The sequence below is a fragment of the Nocardia aegles genome, from assembly GCF_052545135.1.
In genome coordinates, this window is the sequence record NZ_JBQWRI010000004.1 from 110,384 (window position 1) to 127,460 (window position 17,077).

General features: G+C 67.8%; 16 protein-coding genes, 1 tRNA gene and 1 pseudogene. 4 read left to right on the top strand and 14 right to left on the bottom strand.

Going from position 1 to position 17,077, the window contains the following annotated elements:
* Nucleotides 1-74 precede the first annotated feature (74 nt).
* The 6 genes and pseudogenes from ACT89H_RS13935 to ACT89H_RS13960 form a co-directional block, all read right to left on the bottom strand.
* Nucleotides 75-770, bottom strand: coding sequence for an ABC transporter ATP-binding protein (locus ACT89H_RS13935; protein WP_445109325.1), 696 nt, complete (start codon nucleotides 768-770; stop codon nucleotides 75-77).
* Between the two features lie 186 nt (nucleotides 771-956).
* Nucleotides 957-1,889, bottom strand: a pseudogene (locus tag ACT89H_RS13940) (ABC transporter ATP-binding protein); the annotation flags it as partial.
* Nucleotides 1,886-3,301, bottom strand: coding sequence for a branched-chain amino acid ABC transporter permease (locus tag ACT89H_RS13945; RefSeq protein WP_445109010.1), 1,416 nt, complete (start codon nucleotides 3,299-3,301; stop codon nucleotides 1,886-1,888). The pseudogene ACT89H_RS13940 and the gene ACT89H_RS13945, both read right to left, overlap by 4 nt.
* A complete protein-coding gene (locus ACT89H_RS13950; RefSeq protein WP_445109011.1) occupies nucleotides 3,298-4,335 on the bottom strand; it encodes a branched-chain amino acid ABC transporter permease in 1,038 nt (345 codons plus the stop codon). Before ACT89H_RS13950 ends, ACT89H_RS13945 begins: the two co-directional genes overlap by 4 nt.
* A 93-nt stretch (nucleotides 4,336-4,428) precedes the next feature.
* On the bottom strand, nucleotides 4,429-5,670 hold the full coding sequence (locus ACT89H_RS13955; RefSeq protein WP_445109012.1) for a branched-chain amino acid ABC transporter substrate-binding protein: 1,242 nt from the start codon (nucleotides 5,668-5,670) through the stop codon (nucleotides 4,429-4,431).
* 186 nt (nucleotides 5,671-5,856) lie between these two features.
* Entirely contained in the window at nucleotides 5,857-6,474 is a 618-nt protein-coding gene (locus ACT89H_RS13960) for an ANTAR domain-containing response regulator (protein WP_039797267.1), read from the bottom strand.
* Nucleotides 6,475-6,699: 225 nt separating this feature from the next.
* On the opposite strand from ACT89H_RS13960, the gene ACT89H_RS13965 reads away from it, so the two are divergent.
* From ACT89H_RS13965 to ACT89H_RS13980, 4 genes are all read left to right on the top strand, one after another.
* A tRNA-Leu gene (locus ACT89H_RS13965) sits at nucleotides 6,700-6,783 on the top strand.
* A 340-nt stretch (nucleotides 6,784-7,123) separates the two neighbouring features.
* Nucleotides 7,124-7,636 (top strand): monooxygenase family protein, encoded by a 513-nt coding sequence (locus ACT89H_RS13970; RefSeq protein ID WP_445109013.1) that lies wholly within the window; start codon nucleotides 7,124-7,126, stop codon nucleotides 7,634-7,636.
* A 246-nt stretch (nucleotides 7,637-7,882) separates the two neighbouring features.
* Entirely contained in the window at nucleotides 7,883-8,503 is a 621-nt protein-coding gene (locus tag ACT89H_RS13975; RefSeq protein ID WP_445109014.1) for an arsenate reductase/protein-tyrosine-phosphatase family protein, read from the top strand.
* A gap of 155 nt (nucleotides 8,504-8,658) precedes the next feature.
* Complete coding sequence (locus ACT89H_RS13980; protein WP_445109015.1) at nucleotides 8,659-9,084, top strand: hypothetical protein; 426 nt, start codon at nucleotides 8,659-8,661, stop codon at nucleotides 9,082-9,084.
* Between the two features lie 3 nt (nucleotides 9,085-9,087).
* Here ACT89H_RS13980 and ACT89H_RS13985 read toward each other — a convergent pair whose 3' ends face one another.
* From ACT89H_RS13985 to trpC, 8 genes are all read right to left on the bottom strand, one after another.
* The gene (locus ACT89H_RS13985; RefSeq protein ID WP_445109326.1) at nucleotides 9,088-9,900 is read right to left on the bottom strand and encodes an acyl-CoA thioesterase; all 813 of its coding nucleotides are present in this window, start codon (nucleotides 9,898-9,900) and stop codon (nucleotides 9,088-9,090) included.
* A 92-nt stretch (nucleotides 9,901-9,992) separates the two neighbouring features.
* Entirely contained in the window at nucleotides 9,993-11,411 is a 1,419-nt protein-coding gene (gene pyk / locus ACT89H_RS13990) for a pyruvate kinase (protein WP_445109016.1), read from the bottom strand.
* A 172-nt stretch (nucleotides 11,412-11,583) separates the two neighbouring features.
* Nucleotides 11,584-11,721 (bottom strand): hypothetical protein, encoded by a 138-nt coding sequence (locus ACT89H_RS13995; RefSeq protein WP_445109017.1) that lies wholly within the window; start codon nucleotides 11,719-11,721, stop codon nucleotides 11,584-11,586.
* A gap of 84 nt (nucleotides 11,722-11,805) precedes the next feature.
* The gene (locus ACT89H_RS14000; protein WP_445109018.1) at nucleotides 11,806-12,303 is read right to left on the bottom strand and encodes a TM2 domain-containing protein; all 498 of its coding nucleotides are present in this window, start codon (nucleotides 12,301-12,303) and stop codon (nucleotides 11,806-11,808) included.
* Nucleotides 12,304-12,545: 242 nt separating this feature from the next.
* On the bottom strand, nucleotides 12,546-13,658 hold the full coding sequence (lgt, locus tag ACT89H_RS14005; protein WP_445109019.1) for a prolipoprotein diacylglyceryl transferase: 1,113 nt from the start codon (nucleotides 13,656-13,658) through the stop codon (nucleotides 12,546-12,548).
* A 358-nt stretch (nucleotides 13,659-14,016) separates the two neighbouring features.
* Nucleotides 14,017-14,817 (bottom strand): tryptophan synthase subunit alpha, encoded by an 801-nt coding sequence (trpA, locus tag ACT89H_RS14010; RefSeq protein ID WP_445109020.1) that lies wholly within the window; start codon nucleotides 14,815-14,817, stop codon nucleotides 14,017-14,019.
* Nucleotides 14,814-16,106 carry a tryptophan synthase subunit beta gene (gene trpB, locus ACT89H_RS14015; protein ID WP_445109021.1) on the bottom strand — a complete coding sequence of 431 codons (1,293 nt, stop codon included), beginning with the start codon at nucleotides 16,104-16,106 and terminating at the stop codon, nucleotides 14,814-14,816. Before trpB ends, trpA begins: the two co-directional genes overlap by 4 nt.
* Nucleotides 16,076-16,894 carry an indole-3-glycerol phosphate synthase TrpC gene (gene trpC / locus ACT89H_RS14020; RefSeq protein WP_445109022.1) on the bottom strand — a complete coding sequence of 273 codons (819 nt, stop codon included), beginning with the start codon at nucleotides 16,892-16,894 and terminating at the stop codon, nucleotides 16,076-16,078. The genes trpB and trpC overlap by 31 nt, the downstream gene beginning before the upstream one ends.
* Between the last annotated feature and the right edge of the window lie 183 nt (nucleotides 16,895-17,077).

Sequence of the window (17,077 nt, forward strand, 5' to 3'; positions counted from 1 at the left end):
GCAGCCGCCCAATTGCAGTCGGACGCAGTCCGTCCTCAGTCCCGCGCATGGCCTGAGCGAAGGCGGAGGTACGCCTAGCCCATGCCGAGATACGCCGATTTCACCGCGGGATCGGTGAGTAATTCCGCGCCGCGGCCGGTTTTGGTGACCTCACCGGTTTCCATGATGTAGGCGCGGTCGCTGCGGGCCAGCGCCTGCTGCGCGTTCTGCTCGACCAGCAGCACCGTGGTGCCCTGCTGGTTGATCTCGCCGATGATCCGGAAGATCTGCTGGATCACCATGGGCGCCAACCCCATCGACGGTTCGTCGAGCAGCAGCAACCGTGGCCGCGCCATCAGCGCGCGGGCGATGGCCAGCATCTGCTGCTCACCGCCGGAGAGCGTGCCACCGACCTGCTTGCGTCGCTCGAGCAATCGGGGAAAGAGCTCGAACACCCACTCCAGCGTCCGGTCGTAGTCGGCCTTCTGCCGGAAAACTCGTCCGTAGCAACCCATGTCGAGGTTCTCCTGCACCGTCATGCCGGGGAAGACGCCCCGGCCCTCGGGCGCTTGGATCAACCCGTGCAGCACCCGTTCGTGCGCCTTCATCTGGGTGATGTCGCGGCCCTCGAACAGGATCCGGCCCCGCGTCAGCGGCAGCAACCCCGACATGGCGCGCATCGTGGTGGTCTTCCCCGCGCCGTTGGCGCCCAGCAGGGTGACCAGTTCGCCCTCCGCGACGGTCAGCGAGATCCCGTGCAGCGCTTGGATTCTGCCGTAGTTGACGACCATGTCCTCGACTTCGAGCAGTGGCGTGCCCGTCGCGGGCTCACCCGTCGCGGCGGCCACCGGCTCGGTGACCGCCGCTTTGCCGAGCGGGACCGCCTCCGGCTCCGGCCCGGACGGCGCGACATTCCCGGGCTCGCCGGCTTCGCCTGCGGCGCTGACGTTTTCGATCGCTTCGGGATCCGGCACGCCGAGATACGCGGCGATCACGGCGGGATCGGCCCGGATGTCCGCGGGCAGGCCGTCGGCGATCTTGCGACCGAACTCCAGCACCACGATCCGGTCGGTCACGCCCATGACCAGCCGCATATCGTGCTCGATGAGCAGCACGGTGAAACCGTCGTCGCGGATCTTGCGGATCAGGTCCATGAGCGCGAATTTCTCGCTCGGATTGAACCCGGCCGCGGGCTCGTCCAGGCACAGCAGCTTCGGCTCGGTGGCCAGCGCGCGGGCGATCTCCAGGCGACGCTGGTCGCCGTAGGACAGATTGCGCGCCTTCTCCACCGCGCGCGGGGCGATCCCGACGAATTCCAGCAGCGCCATCCCGCGCTCGATGGCGTCGCGTTCCTCGCGCCGATGCCGCGGGGTCCGGAACACCGCGCCGGGCACCGAGGTCTTGTGCCGTGCGTCGGTGCCGACCACGACGTTCTCCAGCGCGGTCATCTCACCGAACAGGCGCACGTTCTGGAACGTGCGGGCGATGCCGAGCCGGGTGATCGCGTTGCGCTTGGTCTTGGTCAGTGGTTGGCCGTCGAAGTACACCAGCCCGGAGGCGGGCTGGTAAACGCCGGTGATCGCGTTGAAGCAGGTGGTCTTGCCCGCGCCGTTGGGTCCGATGAGACCAAGGATCTCGCCGCGGCGGATCTCGAAGCTCACCTGGTCCAGGGCGGTGAGGCCGCCGAAGGTCACCGTGAGCCCCTCGGTGCGCAGCAGTGGCTCGCCCACCGCGGTCTCGATACCGCGGCGCGGGGCGACCACTTCCGCGACGGTCTCGGCGTCGGCGAGTTCCGGGATCACCTGGGTGACGTCGACGGTGCCCGCGGACTCCGCCGGTGGTTCGGCCGCGTAGCCCGCGACCATGTCCTCGTTGTCGAACAGCGCGTCGCCCGCGCCCGGCCCGGTCATCGGCCCGCTCCGATCGGCTCGGCCGCGGCCGGTCTGCGCACGGCCAGGTACACCTGCCTGCCGTAGGTGAGCAGTTTCTGCCGCACCGGGAACAGACCCTGCGGACGCAGAATCATCATCACCACCAACGCGATACCGAAGTACAGATATTTGAGGTCGCCCAGCGATTGCGCGCCGCCCTTGCGGAACAGCAGCACGCTGCCGAGCAGCAGCAGCGCCAGCACGCCGGTCACCACCATCGCGGTGATCATGCCGCGCCGTGGCCACCCGCCCAGCCGACCGGCCCACAGCCGCCAGGCGACGATCAGCGCGACGAACACCGCGACATCGATCGCCAGCAGGATGTACCCGGTGGACTCGTTGATCACCAGGTTCACCGACTGCAGCCGCGCGGGCAGATAGGCGATGACGAACGCGCCGAAGATCACGCCCAGTTTGTTGCCCTGACCGCCGATGACCACCGCGCACAGGAACAGCATCGAGTTGATGATGTTGAACCCGGTGGGATTGATGAACTGCACCTGCCCGGCGTAGATCGCACCGGACATGCCGCCCACCGCGGCGCCGATCATGAACGCCCACAGCTTGAACTTGAACGTGGGCACGCCCATGATCTCGGCCGCGTCCTCGTCCTCGCGGATGGCGACCCAGGCGCGCCCGACCCGGCTGCGCTCCAGGTTGCCGACCACCAGCAGCACGATGACCACCAGCGCCATGCCGAACCAGTACCAGTAGGTGCCGTAGCCGGCGCGGTCGAGCAGGTCGGCGCTGTCCGGATTCCCGCTGTTGCCGCCGGAGAACACGCCTTCCGGCTTGCTCGCGGACGCGCCGACGTGCGGGTATGCGACACCGGACAGCCCGAGGCTGCCGTTGGTGATGTCGCTGAGGTTCTCCGCGAGCAACCGGACGATCTCACCGAAGCCGAGCGTCACGATCGCCAGGTAGTCGCCGCGCAGGCGCAGTGTCGGCGACCCGAGGATCAGACCGGACACCGCGGTCACCGCGACCGCGATCGGCAGGCAGGCCAGCCAGGCCCACTTCGGATCGAGCCAGCCGCCGGTCTGGTTCCACGGGCTGTCCGGGCTGGTGAGCAGCCCGACGGTGTAGGCGCCGACCGCGTAGAAACCGACGTAGCCCAGGTCGAGCAGGCCCGCCTGCCCGACCACCACATTGAGTCCGATTGCCAGCAGAGCGTACATCGCGACCTGTGCCATCACCAGGCCGAAGTTGTAGGAAGGGGTATTCAGCAGCGGCGGCGGAAACAGTGGAAGCAAGGCGAGCAGAAGGAGGATCGGGACGCCGACGCCCCACTGCGCGGGCCTGCTCAGGCCGTCCCACCAGGTGCGGATCGCATCCCCGAGGCCGCGGCGGGCGGTGTCCGGCGTGGACGCCGTCTTGGTCGTGTCGGTCATGCGCGCGCCCTTCCGAGACTCTCGCCGAGGATGCCGGTCGGGCGGACCATCACTACCAGAACGAGCACCACGAACGCGACCACGTCACGCCACTCGGTGCCGAACAGCATCTGGCCGTACTGCTCCACCACGCCGAGCAGCAGACCGCCCAGCAGCGCGCCGCGCAGGTTGCCGATACCGCCGAGTACCGCGGCACTGAACGCCTTGATACCGAGGATGAATCCGCCGGAGTAGATGATCCCGTTCGGGATCTTGAGCGTGTACAGCATCGCCGCCGCGCCCGCGAGCACGCCGCCGATGAGGAAGGTCAGCATGATGACCCGCTCCCGCGAAACGCCCATCAGCGTCGCGGTGTCGGGATCCTGCGCCACCGCGCGGATACCGCGCCCGAACTTGGTCCGGTTGATCAGCACTTCGGTGACGATCGCCAGCGCCACGGCCGCGATCACGATGAGCAGCATGATGTTGGTGACGTTCGCGCCGCCGAAACTGAACTGCACGGTGGGCTCGACGAGCCGGATGGCCTGCTGCGCGTTGGTGCCGCCGAGATCGGGGCGGATCTTCGGCAGCACGAAGTGCACCAGTTCCTGGATGACGAACGACATGCCGATCGCGGTGATCAGGAAGGCCAGCGGTTTGGCGCCGCGCTTGCGCAACGGACGATAGGCCACCCGCTCCAATCCGACTGCCGCACCCCCGGATACGAGCATGCCCACGACCATCGCCAAACCCAGATACACGACGGTGAGCGCGACGCCCTGAGTGTAGGCGTCGGGGCCGGCCGTGAATCCGAAGATCATCAATCCGATCAACTGGCCGAACAATCCGAGCATGAAAATTTCCGAGTGGGCGAAATTGATCAGGCGCAATACGCCGTAGACCAGGGTGTAGCCCACGGCGACCAAAGCATAGATGGCGCCGTAGGTCACCCCGTCGACGGTCAACCGCCAGAAATTATCGATCAGACCCTGGTAGTTGAAGTCGATCGAACCGGCCGCGAGTTGTATCCCACCGGCCAATACCGTTTGTTCCATTGATTGTCGCCCTCATCCATTCGCCCACCGAACAACAGCACGTACGGGGATTCGGCGGAATCCCCGTACGTGCCGTGCGCCCGGTATCCGGGACTACTTGACCTCGTACACCCAGATCAGCGCATTCGACAGCTCACCGTTCGGATTCCACTTGTACTGACGCGCGAGGCCGGCACCGTCGTAGGTCCGCACATATTCCAGCAGGTCCGGGCGGGTGACCTTCCCGCTGTCGATGCCCTTGGCCAGGATCGTGGTGAGGTCGTAGGCCTCCACCGAGTAGACGCCCGGCGCCTGACCGTTGAGCGCCTTGTAGTCCGTCGCGAACTTCTCCGGGGCGGGGCCACACGGGCAGGACAGCTTCGCGCCCTTGGCGGCGCTGCCCGCCTGGGCGACGAACTGCGGGTCGTTGGTGCCGTCCGCGGAGACGAACACGGCCTTCACGCCACCGGACTTCAACTGCTGGGCCAGCGGCGCAGCCTCAGAGTAGTAGCCGGAGTAGAAAATGGCGTCCGGATTCGCGGCCGCCACCTTGGTGACCGTCGCGGAGAAATCCTTGTCGCCCTTCTTGATGCTGGCCGCGCACGCAGGGTCGGCGGCGGCCCCCAGGCCATCGGTGATGGACTTCGCCAGGCCGGTGCCGTAGTCGGTGTTGTCCTGGATGACGCAGACCTTCTTGTAGCCGGCGCTGTTGACCAGATACTTCGCCACCGAGGGACCCTGTACGTCGTCGTTGGCCAGACCGCGGAAGAAGGTGGTCCAACCGTTCTGGGTCAGCGTCGCGTTGGTCGCCGACGAGGTGACCGAGACCAGCCCCGCGTCGCTGAGAATCTTGCCGGTCGCCTTCGTCTCCCCGGAGAAGGCGGGACCGACCAGGCCGATGATCGAGCGGTCGTTGACGATCTGCGGGATCACCTGGGTGGCCTTCTGCGGGTCACCCTCGGTGTCGAACTGCTTCAGCTCGATCTTGCACCCGGGGTTGGCCTTGTTGTGCTTGTCCAAGGCCAGCTTGACGCCGTTGACGATATTGATGCCGAGCGCGGCGTCGGGGCCGGTCAGCGCACCCGCCATCGCGATGGCCGTGCCGGGTGCGCAGGTCGCCTTGCCGTCGCCCGCGGGGTCGGCCGCCGTCGCCGCGTCGGCCTTCGGCACTTCCTTGCCCTGCTGGTCGACCTGCAGAACCGGCTGGATGGAGAGGCCGCCCGCCCCAGTGGTACCCGAGGAATCCGAACCGCTGCTGGTGGATTTGTCGCTACAACCGGTCAGCACCAGCGCGGCGGCAGCGCCGACGGCCAGAACAGCTCGCGTCGAGCGACTGCGCCATGTCGAACTAAGCACGTTTCACCTCATCTAAGTTCTGTGCTCCCCCGGGATCGCCGAGGAGGCCGACTCACATCAGCCCGGTCAGAACATAGCGTCGGTACGTTAGTTCCGCATCACATTCGGATCATGCGCGCGACATCGTTTCGAATTCTTCTTCACGACTACGTTTCGTCCGCGTAAATTCTTTCGCGACGTGCACCGTCACTTCGGCGTCAGGTTCTCCAGCACCACCTCGGCGACGGCCTTCATCGTCGTGCGACGGTCCATTGCGGTGCGCTGAATCCACTTGAACGCCTGCGGCTCCGAAAGGCCCTGCGTCTGCATCAGCACACCCTTGGCACGCTCGACGAGCTTGCGCGTCTCGAGTCGCTCGGCGAGATTCGCGACCTCGCTCTCCAGCGCGGTGATCTCATGGAAGCGGCTGGCCGCCAATTCGATGGCGGGCACCAGATCCGATTTCGTGAACGGCTTCACCAGGTAGGCCATCGCACCCGCGTCACGCGCCCGCTCCACCAGATCGCGCTGGCTGAACGCGGTCAGGATGACCACCGGGGCAACGCGTTTCGACGCGATCTCCGCGGCAGCATCGATGCCGTCGCGGCGCGGCATCTTCACGTCCATGATCACCAGATCGGGCCGGTGCTCGACGGCGAGGTCCACCGCCTGCTGGCCGTCACCCGCCTCACCGACCACCTGATAGCCCTCTTCGGTCAGCATCTCGACCAGATCCATGCGAATGAGCGCCTCGTCCTCGGCGACGACGACCCGCTTCGCCCCGGCATCCTTCTTGGTGCCGGCGCCCCCAGCTGCTGTGCTCATAGGTAGACCCCTCTGGTTCCGATGCCCTGTACCCGACCCGACCAAAGGAAAGCCGCGCTCGCACGGGGTGAGCGCAGGCCGTCCCTCGGGCTGTCGAGTGATGTAAAGAGTACCTTTCACTTCTGCATAGAACGCATATACCCTGCGCAAACCGTGCCCTGGCACCGCTCGGACCAACCCATTTCCGTCCACGCCACCCGACCCGCTATAGTTTTCATCCGGTGCGCCGAGTTGGCGGAACTGGCAGACGCGACGGTCTCAAAAACCGTTGTCCGAAAGGACGTGTGGGTTCGAGTCCCACACTCGGCACTCGCTCCCGGGTGTCCCCCGCTCGCGGGGGACGCTCGTCGTTTCTTCTGTAGTTGCAACCCCAGCCCCGCTCGGCGGGGATTCGCCCCTCGACCCCCCAATGTGCGTGGTTACGTCAGGTGGGCATCCTCCGATTCGGGGCGCCGCCGACTAAATCGTCGCTCGCGACAGGCTGGCAGAGGGTGGCTGTGGCAGGGGACCACGTGCCGGCAATCGGCGGCGGAACTCGACGGCGGGGGCGATCTCGGATCACCGACGTTCCGTCTTCGCCGAACCGAATCACGTGTCGGATCGTTGTTCCATCGGGCGGCATTCGGCGTCCGGGTAGCGGAGGAATGCGATGCGAGTGAACAGGACCACCGTGGATCTGTCCGAGTATCCGGATCTGGTGGTCATCTATATCGGCATGCGGGTGCGGCGGCCACGGGGGATGCTGCGACTGCTCGGACTGGGGCCGAAACTCTATCGCTCGCACAAGGATCGTCCGGAGGGGTTGCTGCTGCACGAGGACCTCGTGTGGGCACTGTTCCCGCCGCACTGGGGGGCACGGCAGTACTGGCGCGACCTCGACAGCCTCGAAGCCTGGACCCGGACGACGCCGCATCGGGAATGGTGGCGCAAGTTCCTGCGCGACTCGGGCGGCACCGGCTTCTGGCACGAGGCCTACTTCGCCCGTGGCGGCATCGACGCCATGTACGACGACATGGACCCCGCGACGGGACTCGCGCGGTTCGCACCCGTGGTCGCCTCCCGTGGTCAGCGGTTCTCCACCCGCGGTCGCGTCCAGGGCAGGCCGGCCGAGGTGGAACCCGTGGTGAGCGAAAACGGTTACTACAGCGGCGAATCCGAGTAGTCTGCGCGCGCCGTCATATCACGGGCCAATCACAGGTGCAGCGTTTGAATGCGTGCGCGCCGGGGTACAGCCATGAGGACAATCGAACAGCACCACTCCACGAAGTGACGCACGTCGCAGGCCACAGGCCCGAAACGGCGCACTTCGTGTACGGCGCACAACGAGCAGATGAATATGTTGTTCCCACCTGTGGGACTAATGCCTCAGAACCTTCTGATAGCTTCCGCGCCGTTTATTGTTATCGGCATGCACGTCCTGTTCGTCTGCAACGGCAACGTTTGCCGTTCGGTGATCGCCGAGCGGCTCACGCGCGCCCTCGCGGTCGAACACGATCTCCCTTACCTCACCGCCGAAAGCGCGGGAACCCGTGCGCTGGTGGGATTTCCCGTCGAGCCGCTCGCCGCGCAGACCATCACCGGGCTGGGCGCCGACGCGAGCGACTTCCGGGCGCGTCGCCTGAAGCCGGAGATGGTCGACAAGGCCGACCTGGTCCTCACGATGACCGAGCCGATCCGTGACCAGGTGGTCGACCTGGCCTTCGGCGCCGGAGCGCGCACCTTCACGCTGCTGGAGGCCCACCGCATCGCGCACGTCACCGGCGCACGGACGGTCGCCGAATTGCACCGGGCGCGCAACGATCTGTCGCTGGTCGGCCGGGAGAACATCGCCGACCCGGTCGGGCTGTCCGCCCAGGCGTTCTGCGAAGTCGGCGACCGCATCGCCGAGGCACTGGTACCGCTGCTGCTGGCGCTCGCCCCGCACGAACAGCCGCGCTGGCCGCACGACGAACGCCGCGGACTGGTCATCCGCCCCGGTGGCGGACCGGCGCCCCTGGCGACATTCCTCGCCGCCCAACGCACCCGGTGACCGCCGGAGAAAACCACACGCGATAGCGCACTCGGCGCCGTCGCGTGTCGAACCTGTTATCAACGGGCTGTGTTCATTTCCGCATCGGACGCACTAAACTCCCGCCGGACAACACTCTCCGCCCGTTGCTGGTTCGACACAGGACAGGAATCGACATGCCGAAACGCATTTCGGATGTTTCGCTCCATGTTTATGTGACACCGGAAACTCTCGAACGCGTCGTCGACACCGTGCGCGAGGTGGTCGACGACCACCTCCTCGACCGGGACGTGTTCGCTTGGCGCTTCACCCTGCCGGTCGACGCCGACGACCCGGCCCACGCGGCTCTGGAGAGCCGCTGCCCCACGGATCCGTCCGGCGGCGGCTGCGACCACCGCAGCACCTACGAGATCGCGCTCAGTTTGGTCGGCGCACCCGACCAGTTGACCGACGACCACATGGCCGCGTTGGAACGGCAACTGCTGCACCGAATCTCGGGGCTGGCGCGGACCGAGCCGAGAGCGGACATCCCGGTCTCGATCCGCGCATCACAACGCACCGACGTCGATCTCGACATCGATCGCGATCTCGAACTGCTGTAGACCTCAGCGCCGCGCGGGGAAGTGGCGGATGAGTCCCTCTTGCACGGTCGTGGCCAGCAGATCGCCGGTGCGGGAATAGAAGCGACCGGTCGCCAGGCCACGGGAGCCTGCCGCCACCGGCGATTCGGTGCAGTACAGCGCCCACTCGTCGAAACGGAACGGGCGGTGGAACCAGATCGAGTGGTTGACCGTGGCCGCGACGATGCGATCCAGACCCCACGACAGCCCGTGGGTGGTGATAATCGAGTCCAGCACCGTGGTGTCGGACGAATAGCCCAGCGTCGCCACATGGATCAGCGGATCGTCGGGCAGCCTGCCGTCCGCGCGCATCCACACCCGGTTGTGGTTGAGCCGCTCCCCCGTGCCCTTGAGAATCCAGGCCGGATCGTTGGTGTAGCGCATATCGATCGGATGGGGTGCCTTGACGAACATCTCCAGCTTGTCTTCCAAGCCTTCGAAGCTCTCCTCCACCCGCGGCAGGGTCTCCGGGTCCGGCACCTCCGGCTGGGCGTGCGCATGCTCGAGCCCGCTGCCCCAGTCCTGGAACGCGGCGAGCATGACGAACAGTTCCTGGCCGTCCTGGCTGGCGGTGACCGTGCGGTTGGCGAACGCCCGGCCGTCGCGCTGCCGATCCACCCGGTACTCGATCGGCTTCTTCACGTCGCCGCCGCGCACGAAATGCGCGTTCACCGCGTGCACCGGACGGTCGCCGACCGTCCGGCCCGCCGCGATGATGGCCTGCGAGACGAGCTGACCACCGAAGGTACGGCTCCACACCTTCTCCGGGTGGTGGCCGACGAACACGTCCTCATCCATCTGCTCGAGCTCGAGCAGGCCGAGCAGCACCTCCAGGTCGGAACGCTGCGCGGGCTCCGCGACGTCCACGAAGCTGCTCAGGGAAGCACTCACTAGTGGTCCTCCTCACCGATTCGGTGAACGTGGATCAGGTTGGTGGACCCGACGGTACCGGGTGGCGACCCGGCCACGATGACCACCAGGTCCCCCTTCTGGTATCGGTCCATCGACAGAAGTGCTACATCCACCTGGTGGATCATCGCGTCGGTGCTGCTCACGGTAGGCACGATGAAGGTCTCGGTGCCCCAGGTCAGCGCCAGCTGGCTACGGACCTCCGGCAGCGGGGTGAACGCCAGCAGCGGCAGCGGAGTGTGCAGGCGGGCCAGGCGGCGCACCGTATCACCCGACTGGGTGAACGCCACCAGCGCCTTGGCGTTGAGCCGCTCGCCGATGTCGCGGGCGGCGTAGGAGATCACGCCGCGCTTGGTACGCGGCACGTGGGTCAGCGGCGGCACCCGGGTCGACTCGGTCTCCACCGCGTGCACGATGCGCGCCATCGTGCGCACCGTCTCGATCGGGTACTTGCCCACCGAGGTCTCGCCCGACAGCATCACCGCGTCGGCACCGTCGAGCACCGCGTTCGCCACGTCGGAGGCCTCGGCGCGGGTGGGGCGGGAGTTGTCGATCATCGATTCCAGCATCTGCGTGGCGACGATGACCGGCTTGGCGTTCTCACGGGCCATCTGGATGGCGCGCTTCTGCACGATCGGCACCTGCTCGAGCGGCAACTCGACGCCGAGGTCACCGCGCGCGACCATCACCGCGTCGAAGGCCAGGACGACGGCCTCCAGGTTGTCGATCGCCTCCGGCTTCTCCAGCTTGCCGATCACCGGCACCCGGCGGCCCGCCCGGTCCATCACGTCGTGGACCAACTCGACGTCCGACGGGGACCGCACGAACGACAAGGCGATGAAATCCACGCCGAGCTTCAGCGCGAACTCCAAGTCCTCGATGTCCTTCTCCGAGAGCGCGGGGACCGACACGTCCATGCCCGGCAGCGACACGCCCTTGTTGTTGGAGACCGGCCCGCCCTCGGTGACCCGGCAGACCACGTCGTTGCCGTCGACGCGGGTGACGATGAGGCCGACCTTGCCGTCGTCGACCAGCAGGCGATCGCCGGGCTTGGCGTCCTGCGCGAGTTCCTTGTAGGTGGTGGACACGCGGTCGTGCGTCCCGTCGATGTCGTCGACGGTGATGCGGACCTCTTCACCCGTCGCCCAGACGGTCTTGCCTTCCAGGAAGCGGCCCAGGCGGATCTTGGGACCCTGCAGGTCGGCGAGAATGCCGACCGCCCGGCCGAGGTGGTCGGAGGCCTGACGCACCTTCTTGTAGTTCTCGGCATGGTCGGCGTGCTCGCCGTGGCTGAAGTTCAGCCGAGCCACGTCCATGCCGCTCTCGACGAGTTCGCGGATACGGTCCTCGGTGGCAGTGGCCGGTCCGAGCGTGCACACAATCTTCGTCCGTCGCATCACGGGTAGAGCCTAGTCCCGCTCGGTGCACAGGTCCCGCCGTGGCCACTGTGAATCCTTGGTGAAAAAAATGAACGACTGTTCCGTAATACGTACAAACGGACATTCCGCATGCGGCATGGCGGGCCCGACCGGATTCCCGGCCGGGTCTGCCCGAATCCGGGGATCAGGCAGGTCACCCGTAGTACGGCGCCGCGACCCGTAGAGCGCGACGAAGTCGAAGGTGGGTGGCGACGGGCGGGTACGACATGCCGAGCGCCTGCGCCGCCGCCCATTGCCCCGTGGCGATGCTCAGGATAGTGGCGTGCACCACTGCGGCCGGCGTACCCGCCGATGTCGAGGCCGAATACCCGAGAGGCGGCATTTCCCGCCTCTCGGGCTGTCGATACCGCGGCGGTCAGTCGCGCAGCGGACGGCCTTGCGCATCGGGAACCTTGCCGACCAGCATCAAGATGCCGTCGATAAGACCCCAGATGCTGCCGAGACCACAGGTCACGATCGTGACCACCAGCTGGGCGATGCCCAAGCCGGTGTATCCGAGGTAGAAGCGGCCGACGCCGAAACTGCCGAGGAAGATCTGCAGCAGGCCCGCGACCAGCTTCTGCTTGTCCGACAGCGGAACACCGAACGGATCGCGGCCCCAGGGCGCCTCCGGGTCGTTCGGGTTGTAGCCCTGGGGGCCGACCGGGTACGGCGCGGGCGGGTAGCCGCCCGGCTGCTGGCCGTAGCCGCCGACGGGCTGGCCGTACTGCGGCTGCTGGTTGTAGGGGTCCGGCGGCGGGCTGTACTGCGGCGGGCTCTGCTCATCCAGCGGCTTGCTCAGGTCAGGGCCGGTTCCGGGCGGGCCGTACTGCGGGCCCCCGGCGCCCGGATTCTGCTGATAAGGGTCGGTCACCTATGTCCTCCTCATTAGTGCGGGCACCCTCTTGTCGGCCCCCGGCCTCGCTGGATCGCCGAACCGCGGCTCGTGACGATCACGAGTCATTGTCACCGGGAACGACCGGGTTGTCGCCCCAGGAGCATTCGGCCCTCCCCGTAGTTATCGCGATGGGTCACCCGACCGTTGCCGCACAGGAGAATCGACCACCGCCCGCGACCGAACACGCCGGCGCGGGCGGGTCCCGACCCGCGCCGGGATCAGCCCTTGTCCGACGCGGCTTTGTCCGAATCCGCGTCGTTCGAACCGTTTTCGGAGTCCCCGGAACGCCCGCTCGGCTCGGTAGCGGAGGTCTCGGATGTGTCGCCGGCGGACCCGGTCTTGTCGACCGCGCCCGAAACCTGCTCGGTCGGCGCCGCTGCGGCGGCGCGCAGCGCGCGGAGCTGCCACGGCCACGGCCGGGGGCTCGCACCCGGCTGCAACTGCTCGGGCGTCTCACGTCCCTTGGTGGCGAACACGAAGTAGGCGATCGCGGCCAGGAACACCAGGGCCGAGGTGAACGAGTTGATCCGGATGCCCGCGATCTTCGTCGCCTCGTCGGCGCGCATCAGTTCGACGAAGAACCGTCCGAAGCAGTATCCGGCGACGTAGAGCGCGAACAAGCGTCCGTGGCCGATCCGGAAACGCTTGTCCACCAACACCAGCAGCACGACGACGAGCAGGTTCCACAGCAGCTCGTACAGGAAGGTGGGGTGCACGATCTTTTCGACCACGCCGGTGGAGGCGCCGTTCATCATGTCGAGCTGTCCGCCGTCGCCCACCCGCCGGTAGATCTCCAGGCCCCACGGCAGATCGGTCTCGCGCCCGTAGAGCTCTTGGTTGAAATAGTTGCCGAGCCTGCCGATGGCCTGCGCCAGCAGGATCGGCGGTGCGACCGCGTCACCCAGGGCGGGCAACGGGATCCGGTACACCCGGCAGCCGATCCACGCCCCGATGCCCCCCAGCAGCACCGCACCCCAGATGCCGAGCCCGCCTTGGTAGATCTTCAGCGCGTCGATCGGATGCCCGTCCGCGCCGAAGTATTTCTGCCAGTCGGTGGCCACGTGGTAGAGCCGGCCGCCCACCAGGCCGAACGGCACGGCGAACATCGCGACGTCCAGGATCGCGCCGGGCTGGCCGCCGCGGGCGCGCCAGCGCCGTTCGCCCCACCAGATCGCCACGATGATGCCGAGGATGATGCACAGGGCGTACGCCCGCAGCGGGAACGGACCGAGCTGCCAGACGCCGCGCGCGGGGCTGGGGATGTAGGCCAGCACGGCGCCGCTGACGCCGCCGTCGGCCAGGACACTGTCTGCGAGGACTCGTAACGTCACGGGGCCACCGTAGCGGAGATGCCCGACGGCCTCGCCACCACCGCACCACCCGCACAGGTCAGGGCTTGCCTGCGCGGCACCGAGCACGCCCGTGCTGAGCCCGATCGGCTATCCCGGACCGGGTGACGATCCGCCCGCGCCCGCCGGAAAGAGATCCGCCGCGGACCACCGCTCGGGCCGAGGAGATTCGGAGGTCCGCGCGGCGCTCGACACCGCCGACCGGCCGGCTAGGTGTAGCCTCCGCTGCGGCCATGCGCGGACTGAGGACGGACTACGTCCGGCTGCGCCCGTTAGGCGTACCTCCGCCTTCGCTGCGGCCATGCGCGGACTGAGGACGGACTACGTCCGACCGCGCCCGTTAGGACGCGACGGTCGCCGACCGCACGCCCTCGGCGAGTTCCGTGGTGAGTGCCCGCACGGCGTCCAGCCCCCGGTCCACCGCGGTCACCAGCGCCGAGCCGACGATGACGCCGTCGGCGTAGGACGCGATCTCGGCGGCCTGCTCGCCCGAGCGGACGCCGAGGCCGACGCCGATCGGGATGTCGGAGTGGGCGCGGATCCGCGCGCACAGCGCCGGCGCTGCCGATGACACCGCGTCCCGCGCTCCGGTCACGCCCATGGTCGAGGCCGCGTAGACGAAACCGCGGCTGGCCTCGAGCGTCTTCACCAGGCGTTCCTCGGTGGACGACGGCGCGACCAGGAAGATGCGGTCCAGGTTGTGCGTGGACGAGGCGACGAACCAGTCGTCCGCCTCCTCCGGGATCAGGTTCGGGGTGATGATGCCGGCGCCGCCCGCGGCGGCCAGATCCCGCGCGAACCGATCCACGCCGTACTGGAGCACGGGATTCCAGTAGGTCATCACCACGGCCTCGCCGCCGGCGCCGGTGACCGCCTCGACCACCGAGAACACGTCGCGCACTCGCACGCCGCCGCGCAGTGCCTGCTCGGCGGCCGCCTGAATGGTCGGGCCGTCCATCACGGGATCGGAGTAGGCGACGCCGACCTCGACGATGTCGCACCCGGCTTCGACCATCGCACGCACGACCTCGATCGAACCGGCCAGGTCGGGGTAGCCCGCGGGCAGGTAGCCGATCAGCGCGGCGCGACCATCGGCGCGGCAGGCGGCGAAGGTGTTCGCCAAGCGGGACTGCTGGCTCATCGGGCCTCCTCCTTCGACTCGTCGAACAGCCCGAACCACCGCGCTGCCGTGTCCATGTCCTTGTCGCCCCGCCCCGAGAGGTTCACCAGAATGATCGCGCCAGGACCGAGTTCCTTGCCCAGTTGCAGAGCGCCTGCCACCGCGTGCGCCGACTCGATCGCGGGGATGATGCCCTCGGCGCGGCTGAGCAGCAGCAAGGCGTCCATCGCTTCGGTGTCGGTGATCGGACGGTATTCGGCGCGGCCGATGTCCTTGAGGTAGGCGTGCTCGGGACCGACGCCCGGGTAGTCCAGGCCCGCCGAGATCGAATGCGACTCGATGGTCTGGCCGTCCTCGTCCTGCAACAGGTACGAGTAGGCCCCCTGGAACGCCCCCGGTGTTCCGCCGGTGAACGTGGCCGCGCGCCTGCCGGTGTCGACGCCGTCACCGGCCGCTTCGTAACCGATCAGCCGGACGTCGGGGTCATCGAGGAACGCGTGGAAGATGCCGATGGCGTTGGATCCGCCGCCGACGCAGGCGACGACCGCGTCGGGCAGCCTGCCGGTGGAGGCCTGCACCTGGACGCGGGCCTCCAAGCCGATGATGCGCTGGAAATCGCGCACCAGCATCGGGAACGGATGCGGGCCCGCGGCGGTGCCGAAGCAGTAATAGGTGTTGTCGGCGTTGGTCACCCAGTCGCGCAGTGCCTCGTTGATGGCGTCCTTGAGCGTCTGCGAACCGGAGGTCACCGAGATCACCTCGGCGCCGAGCAGGCGCATCCTGGCCACGTTGAGGGCCTGGCGCGCGGTGTCGACCGCGCCCATGTAGACGACGCAGTCCAAGCCGAGCAACGCGCAGGCCGTCGCGGTGGCGACACCGTGCTGGCCGGCGCCGGTCTCCGCGATCACCCTGGTCTTGCCCATTCGCTTGGCGAGCAGGGCCTGGCCGAGCACATTGTTGATCTTGTGCGAGCCGGTGTGGTTCAGGTCTTCGCGCTTGAGCAGGATGCGCGCGCCGCCCGCGTGCTCGGCCAGCCGCTTGCACTCGAACACCGGCGACGGGCGGCCGGTGTAGTCGCGCTGCAGCCGGTCGAGCTCGTTGAGGAAGGAGTCGTCGATCCGGGACTTCTCGTACTCGGCAGTGACCTCCTCGATGACGGCCATCAACGCCTCCGGCACGTGCCTGCCACCGTAGACGCCGAAGTGCCCGCCCACGTCGGGCTCGTGACCGCTGCGCTGAGCGATGCCGTCGCTGGCCTGAGGTACCGCCGCCACGCCGGTCACCGGCCCCGCCGTGCGGGCTTCGGGCACGACGGGTGGGTGCCCGCAGTCACCAGCTCGGAGACCGCCGCGCGGGGGTCGCCACTGGTCACCAGGCCCTCGCCGACGAGGACGGCGTCCGCGCCCGCGCCCGCGTAGGCCAGCAGGTCGGCGGTGCCGCGGATGCCGGACTCGGCGATCCGGATGACCTCGGTGGGCAATCCGGGCGCGATCCGCGCGAACACGTCGCGGTCGACCTCGAGCGTCTTGAGGTTGCGGGCGTTCACGCCGATCACCGACGCGCCCGCCTCCAGCGCGCGGTCGGCCTCCTCCTCGGTGTGCACCTCGACCAGCGCGGTCATGCCCAGCGACTCGGTGCGGTCGATCAGGGAGGACAGCACGTCCTGTTCCAGCGCCGCGACGATCAGCAGGATGACGTCCGCGCCGTGCGCGCGCGCCTCGTGGATCTGGTACGGGCCGACGACGAAGTCCTTGCGCAGGATCGGGATGCTCACCGTGGCGCGGACCGCGTCGAGGTCGTCGAGCGACCCGTTGAAGCGGCGGCCCTCGGTGAGCACGCTGATGATCCGCGCGCCACCGTCCTCGTAGGCCTTGGCCAAACTCGCCGGGTCCGGGATGTCCGCCAGCTCGCCCTTGGACGGACTTGCTCGCTTGACCTCGGCGATCACGCCGATGCCGTCCTCGAGCAGCGCCGCGCGGGCGTCCAGCGGCGCGGGCGCCGCCGCGGCGGTCGCCTTGACCGCCTGGAAGTCCACCAGGGCTTCCCGAGCGGCCACATCCGCGCGGACCCCGTCGAGAATCGAGTCGAGTACCGTCATCTGGCTCGAATCCTTTCTGGGGAGACGGACTTGCTACCTGAGAATCCCCCCAGGCGCTGTCTCACCGATGCTGTCAAAGAATAAATGGACCTACCGGGCGCGTTTGCGCCGGGGCTGCGGTTGAACCATGTGGAAGGGCGCTGCGCAAGGTGGCACCCGCCACACCTGCCGCGCGCAGACAGA

Coding starts and splice junctions, on each gene's coding strand:
- ACT89H_RS13935 (WP_445109325.1), bottom strand. CDS start 770: ATGGTCGTCAACTACGGCAGAATCCAAGCGCTGCACGGGATCTCGCTG.
- ACT89H_RS13945 (WP_445109010.1), bottom strand. CDS start 3,301: ATGACCGACACGACCAAGACGGCGTCCACGCCGGACACCGCCCGCCGC.
- ACT89H_RS13950 (WP_445109011.1), bottom strand. CDS start 4,335: ATGGAACAAACGGTATTGGCCGGTGGGATACAACTCGCGGCCGGTTCG.
- ACT89H_RS13960 (WP_039797267.1), bottom strand. CDS start 6,474: ATGAGCACAGCAGCTGGGGGCGCCGGCACCAAGAAGGATGCCGGGGCG.
- ACT89H_RS13970 (WP_445109013.1), top strand. CDS start 7,124: ATGCGAGTGAACAGGACCACCGTGGATCTGTCCGAGTATCCGGATCTG.
- ACT89H_RS13975 (WP_445109014.1), top strand. CDS start 7,883: ATGCACGTCCTGTTCGTCTGCAACGGCAACGTTTGCCGTTCGGTGATC.
- ACT89H_RS13980 (WP_445109015.1), top strand. CDS start 8,659: ATGCCGAAACGCATTTCGGATGTTTCGCTCCATGTTTATGTGACACCG.
- ACT89H_RS13985 (WP_445109326.1), bottom strand. CDS start 9,900: ATGGATGAGGACGTGTTCGTCGGCCACCACCCGGAGAAGGTGTGGAGC.
- trpA (WP_445109020.1), bottom strand. CDS start 14,817: ATGAGCCAGCAGTCCCGCTTGGCGAACACCTTCGCCGCCTGCCGCGCC.
- trpC (WP_445109022.1), bottom strand. CDS start 16,894: ATGACGGTACTCGACTCGATTCTCGACGGGGTCCGCGCGGATGTGGCC.